Annotated in this window: 12 protein-coding genes and 1 pseudogene; 10 read left to right on the top strand and 3 right to left on the bottom strand. The window is 43.2% G+C overall.

Annotated features, from left to right (window positions below):
* Positions 1–343 precede the first annotated feature (343 nt).
* Positions 344–547 (bottom strand): annotated as a pseudogene (locus M4D81_RS34490) (integrase core domain-containing protein); the annotation flags it as partial.
* A gap of 54 nt (positions 548–601) precedes the next feature.
* On the opposite strand from M4D81_RS34490, the gene M4D81_RS34485 reads away from it, so the two are divergent.
* Both M4D81_RS34485 and M4D81_RS34480 read left to right on the top strand, forming a co-directional pair.
* Positions 602–1,186, top strand: a complete 585-nt coding sequence (locus M4D81_RS34485) for a histidine phosphatase family protein (protein ID WP_260069671.1) — start codon at positions 602–604, stop codon at positions 1,184–1,186.
* A gap of 188 nt (positions 1,187–1,374) precedes the next feature.
* The gene (locus M4D81_RS34480; protein WP_260069672.1) at positions 1,375–1,821 is read left to right on the top strand and encodes a zinc ribbon domain-containing protein; all 447 of its coding nucleotides are present in this window, start codon (positions 1,375–1,377) and stop codon (positions 1,819–1,821) included.
* Between the two features lie 253 nt (positions 1,822–2,074).
* Here the strand turns inward: M4D81_RS34480 and M4D81_RS34475 are convergent, their stop codons facing one another.
* The gene (locus tag M4D81_RS34475; RefSeq protein WP_260069670.1) at positions 2,075–2,233 is read right to left on the bottom strand and encodes an SDR family NAD(P)-dependent oxidoreductase; all 159 of its coding nucleotides are present in this window, start codon (positions 2,231–2,233) and stop codon (positions 2,075–2,077) included.
* A 94-nt stretch (positions 2,234–2,327) separates the two neighbouring features.
* On the bottom strand, positions 2,328–3,203 hold the full coding sequence (locus M4D81_RS34470; protein WP_260069669.1) for an SDR family NAD(P)-dependent oxidoreductase: 876 nt from the start codon (positions 3,201–3,203) through the stop codon (positions 2,328–2,330).
* Between the two features lie 217 nt (positions 3,204–3,420).
* Here M4D81_RS34470 and M4D81_RS34465 point away from each other — a divergent pair, with 217 nt between their 5' ends.
* From M4D81_RS34465 to M4D81_RS34430, 8 genes are all read left to right on the top strand, one after another.
* Complete coding sequence (locus M4D81_RS34465) at positions 3,421–3,903, top strand: MerR family transcriptional regulator (RefSeq protein WP_260069668.1); 483 nt, start codon at positions 3,421–3,423, stop codon at positions 3,901–3,903.
* Positions 3,904–4,087: 184 nt separating this feature from the next.
* On the top strand, positions 4,088–4,540 hold the full coding sequence (locus M4D81_RS34460; protein WP_260069667.1) for a hypothetical protein: 453 nt from the start codon (positions 4,088–4,090) through the stop codon (positions 4,538–4,540).
* Between the two features lie 66 nt (positions 4,541–4,606).
* On the top strand, positions 4,607–5,041 hold the full coding sequence (locus M4D81_RS34770) for an ArsR/SmtB family transcription factor (RefSeq protein WP_311200743.1): 435 nt from the start codon (positions 4,607–4,609) through the stop codon (positions 5,039–5,041).
* 116 nt (positions 5,042–5,157) lie between these two features.
* Entirely contained in the window at positions 5,158–5,712 is a 555-nt protein-coding gene (locus tag M4D81_RS34450; protein WP_260069666.1) for a YdcF family protein, read from the top strand.
* 139 nt (positions 5,713–5,851) lie between these two features.
* Positions 5,852–6,061 (top strand): hypothetical protein, encoded by a 210-nt coding sequence (locus M4D81_RS34445; protein ID WP_194542621.1) that lies wholly within the window; start codon positions 5,852–5,854, stop codon positions 6,059–6,061.
* A gap of 298 nt (positions 6,062–6,359) precedes the next feature.
* Positions 6,360–6,830 (top strand): NUDIX hydrolase, encoded by a 471-nt coding sequence (locus M4D81_RS34440; protein WP_260069665.1) that lies wholly within the window; start codon positions 6,360–6,362, stop codon positions 6,828–6,830.
* Positions 6,831–7,022: 192 nt separating this feature from the next.
* Positions 7,023–8,831, top strand: coding sequence for an ABC transporter ATP-binding protein (locus M4D81_RS34435; RefSeq protein ID WP_260069664.1), 1,809 nt, complete (start codon positions 7,023–7,025; stop codon positions 8,829–8,831).
* Positions 8,824–10,025, top strand: a 1,202-nt coding sequence (locus M4D81_RS34430) for an ABC transporter transmembrane domain-containing protein (RefSeq protein ID WP_260069663.1), incomplete at its 3' end; no start/stop codon positions are given. The genes M4D81_RS34435 and M4D81_RS34430, both read left to right, overlap by 8 nt.

The following is a 10,025-nucleotide window of genomic DNA, read 5'->3' as shown; positions in this document are numbered from 1 at the left end:
GGCTCAAATGTATTCTGCTGCAGATGTGGTGACTAATCTTGGGTTTTACCATCGTAAAATTTTGGACTCTCTCAAGCAGAAGCAGCAGCTTGTGGTACAGGGGGATTCAAGGATGTTGTACAGCATGATCTAACAGGTTATTTTGTAGATGCGGTACTAACAAAACGTGGAATACGTGTGGATTGGGCCAAAGGGATAGATTTCGTAAATACTTTATTGCAAAGAGAGGCTCTACGTACGAAAATCGGAAGACAAGCCGCCAATTATACACGTCAACATTTTAGTATAGCTGCTCTAACAAAAAATTTAGTACAGGTAGTAACAGATGTACAAAGTAGTCTAGCTACGATGAGTAAAAGTTCCATTGATATCGATAGTGGTTGTAATACGTCATATAGCTTTTAATCTCTTGTTTTAATTCATCTAATGATTCGCATGATTTAATTTCTGTTTCATCTTTAAAGTGTCCAAAGAATGATTCTTGAGGGGCGTTATCCCAACAGTTTCCACGTCTGGACATGGATTGTATTAACCCTACTTTTTTTAGAGGTTCGATTTTTAGAAATAGAGCAAAAAAGTTGGAAGTGTTTTTGTCCATGGTGTGGACGATGAAGGATATCGTGGGGGCTGGAGTCAAAGAGGACTTAATGTTGAAGGCTATCGGCAATCAGAAAGGCTAGGTTCTTATCTTAAGGATAACCAGAGTACTTATCAAATACATCGGATCGTGAGCAGTGACTTGCAGCGGGCATTGGATACAGCGAATGAGATCGAAAAATTCTTGAATTTGTCCCTTGAAAGCAGCACCAAGTGGAGAGAAGCGAATAATGGTATAATCGCTGGAATGCCTAACGAAATCGTCAATGAACGATTCCCGGGACTATATTTCTCGAGTTTACGAATGGAAGAGAGGTATCCTGGAGGTGAGAGTCCTTTAGAGTTTTATTTACGAATTAAAGAAACATTTAAACAGTTATGTGAGGAGCAATCAACTAATAATCATCTTGAGAACGTAATCATTGTTACTCATGGCGGGGTTATTAATGTCGTTTACCATATTTTAAAGGGTCTTGAATGGACAAATAAAAACAATTCATTCCCAGCTTCAAATACAGGCATTCATAAAGTGGAGAATTCTAATGGACAATGGAAACTAACAGTTGAAAATTTTCTGGAGCACATATAGTCTCAGTGGTTCATTATACTAACGGGACACGATAGCTAAATAAAAGCAGGAAAGCGGCCGATCAATGTATCGGCTGCTTTTGTTCAACTAACTGGCAGGTTAATGCAACTTTATCCTACATTATACGTTTTAACAGTAAAAGGAATCTATGCAACCAATTAATGTTGTAAAAAGGATGGTCTTGCATAATGGCATTAAAGATATGTACCCATTGTAGGGAATCAAACGTCGAAGGTTCGATAATATGTGTTGTTTGTGGAAATTCGCTTAAAGATGCACGAATGGAAGGAACCCCAATCGCTATTAAAGATTATTCAGGAAACACAACTCCTACAATATGCCAGCACTCTAATGAACATTTGGCGCAAGGATCAGTAACATGTAAATATTGTGGAACCGCAGTATCTAAGACAGTAAAAGGTTCTCGTTATTATAGTGATCATATTTCATCGGATGAGGGCGGAGGATCCACACCTATGGAGACGTTTGGAAGAGGCTGCCTGTGGCTTATTCTTGGAACATTAGGATTGTTGCTGATCGCTTCTATTACCCGGAGTACGATTAATATTCCGTGGTTCATATTTATCCCAATTGTGATTCTCGTCTTCTGGATGGCTTCAAAGAAAAGCAAATAATGCGATCAGATAGTTTAGCTTACTGAGACGAGGCTTGCCGTGTCTTCGCAAAACAACAATAAGTCCTTATACACCTAACGGGGAACGATAGTTCAATAAAAACAAGAAGGCAGCCGATCAACGTGATCGGTTGCCTTTGTTCAAATAACGAGCAGTTAAGTGGTATAACATATAAGTGAAACAGTTTTAAATGAAACTATCTTGGATATCGTTGGGATTTTGGGGCAGGTAGTAAACAGTTCGACGAAGAAAATCAAATATTAACCTCGAGCTTAGCCTGGATATGCCCGGTGATCAGAACGCGTGCTCCTTCATCCGCTAGCAGCATCGCCGTCGCGAGGCCGAACCCGCTGCTACCTCCCGTGATCACTACTTTCTTGCCTGCGTATTTACTTACTGGATTGTTTTCCATTCTACTCTTCCTCCCTTGGTTTATCCGGTATAGGATCTCGCTAAACTAACGGGCACGAGCCCGACAAATCGGGCATCCATCTGGCATATGGTGCTTACGCTCTAGCGTTGACCTCAATTCTGGCCTCTTGTTTAAATTGCTGGCGATAAATCTCTTCCAGGCGTTTTAGCAGTTGCGGGGCAGACTCTCTGAAGGGGAGCGATTGAATCTTTCCTTTGATAAGAAATACGCCTGTCTTGCTCCGATGTTCCCCTACGGCGCTGTCAAACAGTAAACCAGCCCCATGCGTTGGGGGCGAGGAGAAGCGCATAAATGACTTCATCCAGATGGGCAGACCGGATTTTTGGCCTTTACGCACCGTATTGTTGACTCCTGGATCAACGCTGCGGATAAGTATTCCCTCATTAGCAAGGGAAGGAGCTATGGCCTCCGTCCATAGCGAAAGCGCCAGCTTGGAAGCAGCGTAAGGTCCAACGACTTTGCGGAATTTTCGTGGGCGCTCAAGCAGCTCGAGATTAAACGATTTTCTCATGTTTAACGCGGAAGACGAGGTATTAATGACGGTCTTGAGGTGTCCCTTCAGCAGCAAGTCCTTGAGCTCCATCAAAATGATGTAAGGTACGACGGTCATCAGCTCATAGTGGGTCTCCCGGCCTTGCCTGGAATAAGTAAGCTCAGGAAAGCTCTGGCCGGCATTATTGAAGATGACGTCGATATACGGCTCCTTATTATGAAGTTTCTGTAGCGCAAGTCGCAAACTATCATAATCGGTAAGATCGGCAACCTTGTAAATCCTTAATTGTTCGGAGCTAATGGCTTTTTGCAGTTCCATATCCTCGGTCGGCACCTCAGAGCGGTTTAGAGCAATGACCTGCCAGCCCTTAGCAAGCAGTTTTCTAGCCAACTCCAGCCCGATTCCTGAGTTTGCTCCCGTAATCATCGCAACATGTTCACTTTTATTGCTTTGCATGTTATTCCCTCCCATTGAGTGGGCAGAATGGTGTTCCTGCCGATAGGAAACAGTTTAAATATTGGAGTCGGCTCCAAGTCAAGAGGACCAATTTAAATATATTAGAACCCCTCAAATTGCTTGACCTGGAGTTGACTCCAGGTTATATAATGGCGTTAAACACGCTGTTCTGAACAATAGGGGCTCCGGCCCAACAATACGAAGGGGGAATATCGTTATGAGTATGGGTTTGGATCAAGACGCAGCATTCAGTATCAAGCAAACTGCCGAGCAAACCGGCATTTCCGAGGATACCATCCGATATTATGAAAAAATTTCATTGCTGCCGCGGGTGGAAAGGAAAGTGAATGGTCACCGGATTTACCGGGAGAAGGATATCGAGACCCTCAAGCTTATCGGTTTCCTGAAGAAGACGGGGATGCCGCTGGAGAAAATGAAACCTTTTATACAGGTGTCTGCCGACTGGGAATCCGACGATTATCCCGAGTTGGTTGACTTCATGAGGCGGCACCGCGAACATATCGTGCAACAGATTCATTTGTTGCAGCAGGTCGTGGATTTTATCGATCTGAAGCTGGAACAGGGGACAAATTGTCAGAACTATCCGGTCGAAGACCGAACGGGTGCCTCTGAACAGGCAGGGAAGCAATTGAAGGCCAAAAGAGTATCTCCTTTAGAACGGGGTTATTTTCCACAGTGAACTTCGTTATTGAACAATTCCCTCACTTTTGCCATATTAAGCGAAATAGATATCGGGGTGACAAGGATATATATCTTTCCGGATCGTGATACGATAAGAAAAGACTTTCCCGCGTATCGAGGGCAGAAATTTGTTCGATATCCTCCACGCTCAACTAAAGGGTAGCATTAGGTTCAAGTAATCGATGAGACGAAGAAGGGGAAACCGAAATGAAGACGAACAAGTGATGGACCACCTATATCGGATGTACATCTTGCCGGATTCTCCAAGCGTGAAGAATTGTTTGAAGAAATCAATTCTTTTAGCCATGAGGCAGATATTTACAGTATTGAGCTCGTATCGGAGCCGATCCACGAGAAGAGTTGCGAGAACGAATTACTCTGACCGAAGAAGAATTTCCGGAACAGCTTACGCTGTCGAACGATTGGACAAAGCGAGTTCTCGCGGCCCTTGGACCATGGAGTTCCTGCGTCTCATCAACAAGCATCCCGGCGTAAGATCGACGGAACTGGCCGCAGGAATCGTCTGGGAAGCGGAGAAACTGAAATTGAATATCCACGTTGTAATATCTTGGCCTAACGATCAGCCTAGGGACTGGTTATATGGTATCACCGCGCGGAAAAACGGTTATGGATAAGCTCAACCTCAATGGAAGAAGGTGCAATAATGTTAAACACGCGTGCAAGGGAGGGTATATCAGACCATGCCGGAAGAGCATTCAGAAAATCATATCTTTAGAGCTTTAGCCGATCCTAGTCGGAGACTTCTACTTGATCTGCTTTTCGAAGACGACGGCCGTACTCTTACGGAATTGTGCGATTATTTGAATATGACACGGCATGGCGTGATGAAACATCTGAATATTTTGGAAGAAGCAGGTCTGATCACAACACAAAAAAACGGACGTGAAAAGCTTCATTATTTGAATCCCGTTCCGATCACGCAAATTCACGATCGATGGGTAAGTAAATTTTCCAAAGCATGGACAAGCGGCTTAAATCGGTTGATGTCGAGGGACAAGAACATGGTCCCATTGAAAGTCGCTAATTTAGCGGCTTTTTTGTTTTATCGGTACAAGTTCTTGTCCCGAGTCGAGGACAAGAACTTGTACCGATTGCCGAAAAGGACAAGAACATGAGCCGATTACCGAAGATAAGTATCTAACTATGTTCTCATGCATTATCATTAAGCTAACGGGCAGGATGGTGGGATACAACGGCGAATACATATGTCAATTCAGTAAGGAGGTTCACTATGTCTTTTCCATTTGATTGCATCAGTGATTTTATGTTTTTCGAAACGCAGATCGGACACGCAGATGTTATTTTAATCCCAGGCGCGAGTCAACCTCAGTTAATGGAAAGAGCCGCAACGTTATACCATCAAGGGCTCTCTTCCTTGATATTACCTTCTGGAGGTTCCACCCCATATGTAGAAACAACCGAATGGGAATATTTACAAAATGTGGGTGTTTCGTTAGGGGTTAATCCTAAAGCAATACTTAAAGAAGATAAAGCAACGAATACCTTTGAGAATGCTCGCTTCTCTTTGGAAGTATTACAGCAACAAGGGATTTCACCCAAAAAAATTTTATTGGTCTGTAAAAATTATCATGCACGAAGAGCACTACTAACTTATCAATTTCATTTTCCTAGAGAGACTGTTTTTTATGTTAGTCCAATAATTGATAAATCAGGGACAACTAAAGAGAACTGGTTTCTAGAAGACGATAAAATAAAGCTTGTTATGGATGAGTTAGAGAAGGTTGGGAAGTATTTTAGGCGACAAATACCGAAGTGGGTTGAATAGCTATTTATTCAACTAACGGGAAACCATAAAATAACTTTTCAACCACTGGAAACGTTTTAATCAAGGGAGGTGGCTTGGAAACAACGTATTAATATTTGTAACGGAAGAATAAATGATATTTACAGATGGAGGATTAGTTATGGAGACGAAGGAAGAAAATTTTCCAAGTGATAGCACCATGGAATCAATCAAAAGTTTAACAGAGAAAGATGCAAAGACTTTCTTGAACCTTATATATGCACTTTTAAAAGACAACAAAAATCCGAGCGAACATTTGATTTCAAATGTATTATCCATTTTTGAGAAACAATTACCGAGAGTGGCTAAAGCAAGACAGAATGAAAACTAATCATCATGCTGCTACAAAACGCTGTGAAGATAAAATAATTGAATTTGAACAACGGATAATGTGTGGGGAAAGTGGTGGGGGTGTTCGGTAGCCCGTTAAGCTAACGGGAAACGATAGCTCAATGAAGACATATAGAGGCAGCCGGCTTTTTGGTCGGCTGCTTCTTCTCAACTAACGGGCAGGATATTTTCAAAAGTTTAGAGAATACCCTTCGTATGGAATTATTTACGAAGTAGTGAATAAGACGTTATATGACAGTCTCTAAAATACATAGAAAAACATAGAAAGGAATCATTGAATGATCATTAGGACCGTTTCATTGTGTCTAATTCGAAGAGGCGATCAAATATTAGTTGAAGAATCATATGATAAAGCCGTAAACAAGACTTTTTATCGACCGGTTGGTGGTACAGTTGAGTATGGAGAGAATAGTAAAGAGACGATAATTCGAGAAGTAAAAGAAGAATTAAATGCCCAAATACAAGAACCCAAGCTAAAGTTTGTCATCGAAAACCTATTTTCATACTTGGATCAGATAGGTCATGAAGTAGATTTCATTTATGAAGCTGATCTTGTTGATCATGACTTATACAAAAGAGAAGTTATCCAAGGCATAGAAGGAATAACTCCATATAAAGCAGTTTGGAAATCAATTAATGGATTCGAGAATAATGAACAGGAAAAACTAGTACCGGATGGATTATTGGACCTATTGCTTGCGAATTATTCAGAGAGAATTAGCAAAGTCGAGCACATTAGAACTACATAAAATCAAAAAGAACAACTATGTAAGCAGTTCAATCAAGAGAGACTGACGTATAACATAGCATTCACGCATCGTGCAGCTGTCGCGTCTCTCGGTCCCCCGAGGCGGAGGCAGGGGAGTAAACCCAGTGGACAACTCTGCACCGGCTAAGTCTGACGACCCGCCCTACGGGCTTAAGCCGGTGAGGGTTCGTGAATGCATCAACGTTATAAGAAATTCGTGATTTCATCAATACAAAAAAGGGGGCTGCAAGTCATTAGTAGGAGATCGTCTATTCAATCTTATCTATGGGTCATTCGCTTTCTGAAGCCTTACCGGTTGCAGGTTTTAGGTTATATCCTCATCAGCCTTTTTATTATCGGAGTGGAGTTGCTTATACCGAAGTTTATTCAATATTTTGTAGATCACTTGCTTCCCGAAGGTGCCCTGGATGTTTTTCTGCTTGCGCTTGGCAGTTTGGCCGGACTGGTTATGTTGGTCATAGCTTTTACTCTGTTCCGCAACAGGCTGCAACGTTACATTCAGGAAAAGGCTGCACGTGATATGCAGTTTGCATTATTTGCTCACTTGCGAAGACTAGGCTTCTCGTATTATGAGAGAAACCCGGTTGGGGAAACGCTGTCTCTGTTTAACTCAGAGGTAAAAGCTGTCCAAGAGATTTATTATCGCTACTTTCCTGGAATGGTAATAACAGGAGTAACATTTCTGGTTTGCTCGGCAATGATGCTCTCCATACATATCGGTTTAAGTCTCGTTGTTATTCCTTGCTTCCTGTCATACTATTTGATCGGTCCCTATTTTGAGAAACAGGCTGCACGACTCGGCCATGAAACGCAGGTGAAACGAACGGCATTTCAGAAGAAGATTTATGATACGGTGTCCGGGTTGCTGGAGCTCAGAGCCTATCAAGGAGAAGATTGGGATACAGCTCAAGTTATGTCAAAGCAACATGAATTGCATGATAAAACCAATCTGCTTCATTTCATGAGCTATGCGAGAGGGCTTGTTCGCCGAGTGTCCGTTCAATTCGGAGCGGTGGCCGTATTTTCATATGGTGCGTTTTTGTTAAGCCGGGACGCTGTAACGACAGGCGCTTTAGTCGCCTTCATGTTCTATTACTTCCGTATGATTCAGGATATCACTTTCCTTGTGACGATGACATCGGAACAAAAAGTGTTGATGAATCAGGTTGATAGACTTTTCAGCTTTATGAAGCAACAACCGGATATTCGGGAATATGAATCTACGAGTTCTCTATCGGCGGTGCAAGGAGAGATTGTTTTTCATAATGTCGCTTTCCGTTATGATACCCAATCCGAATTGATCAAGGGCTTCTCTTTACATATTCGACCAGGGGAGAAGGTCGCTTTTGTCGGTACCAGCGGCAACGGTAAGTCGACATTACTCAAGCTGATAGGCCGCTTCTACGATCCGACGCAAGGGGAAATTCGTCTAGATGGCATTCCGCTTCCGAAGTTATCGCTAAAGCAGATTCGCGGGACAATGGGATATGTGTTCCAGGAAACCTATTTGTTCGGCAGCACTATCCGTGAAAATATAAGATTCGGTGCGCCAGATGCTACGGATGAACAGGTTGAAGCTGCGGCCAAGGCGGCTTATGCCCATGATTTCATTCAACAGTTTCCACAAGGTTATGATACGTTCGTTGGGGAGCGCGGCGTGAGGCTGTCGGGTGGACAGAGGCAACGCATCGCAATAGCCCGAATGTTTATCAAAAATCCAAGAATTGTGTTGCTCGATGAAGCAACAGCGGCATTGGACAATATCAGTGAATGGGAAGTCCAGCAAGCTTTAACTCGTTTGTTTGAAGGAAGGACAATCATTGCGGTAGCTCACCGGTTATCTACCGTGGAGAATTTCGATACTATTATTGTCATAGATCAAGGCATCATTGCCGAGAAGGGTAATTATGAGCAATTGATGCAACAGCAAGGTGTTTTCCGCCGATTGGCAGCGGGAGAGGAGCGTGCGGTTGGTGAATAATTGGGCATGGATCTGGACATATGCAAGGCAGGTCAATGGCCTACTTGCGCTTACGATACTGCTGTTAGTGTTGGAGATAATAGCCAGTATCGGCGTTGTAGGCATCCAGAAATTTATTATCGATGATTTATTTGTAAACCGTAAGTTCGACTTGTTAGTCCCTTTGATGGCAGGGCTTGCCGGTCTAGCAGTCACTTACAATGTGCTTCATTTATATGCCGCGCTTATGAGAAACAAAGCAACGTTCAGACTGCAAAAACTACTGCTTGCCGATATGTTGCGCTATATGCATCGCATTCCGGTAGGACTTTTCCGGGAGGAACGCACCGGCAAATATGTCACCCATCTGACTGATGATGTCAATCAATCTGCGAATCTGGTAGGCGGTACAATCCCAAACGGTATGATGGAAATAAGCGGAGCGATCATTCTTTCCATTATTATCGGAATGGCAAGTCCGGTATTGCTTATGGCAGTGATACTAACCAGTATCGTTTATATTTTGATGGGCAAGCATTACGCACCACGGATGAAAAAAGCGGCAAAGGACAGCGCCACTAGTCAGACGGAAGTTATTGTTACTATTGAGGAAGGAATTGCTTCCTCCCGTGAAGTCATTGCCTTTCATCGTGAGGAATGGGAAGGTCGGCGTTTCAGGGAGAAACTGACTGTTCATTTTACCAATTTAATGAAGCAGGTTGACATTTCCAATCGGCAGTCGATGTTTTCTATGCTCATGCTTTGGGGTATTCGATTGCTCGTATTGGGCTACGGAGGCGTGCTGGTTATTCATGGAAGAATGTCCATCGGTTGGCTGGTCGTCGTCTTTCAGTTCTCTACTCAACTTCTGCAAGCCTATGAGAAGGTATACAACTTCTTTATGGGGGTGGCAGGGAGTATGGCGTCTGTGGAGCGCGTCCGCGAAGTGATGGGAGGAGAAATAATCACGAATGGCGAACTCCATATTAAAGAGCCCCTTTGCAGCCTTGCCTTTCAAAATGTCTCCTTTCAATATACATCGGATAGACAGCCGGTCATTCACGGGCTCGACATTGATATACCGTTAGGTAAAAAGGTAGCTTTTGTTGGGGCGAGTGGCGGTGGGAAGTCGACTATTGCGCAACTGCTTCTCCGATTCTACGATCCGTATCAAGGACAGATTGCGGTTAACGGCGAACCGTTGACGCAAATTCT

This window comes from Paenibacillus sp. p3-SID867 (genome assembly GCF_025142895.1).
GTDB lineage: Bacteria > Bacillota > Bacilli > Paenibacillales > Paenibacillaceae > Paenibacillus_AQ.
This window is presented reverse-complemented; position numbering and strand designations above follow the sequence as displayed.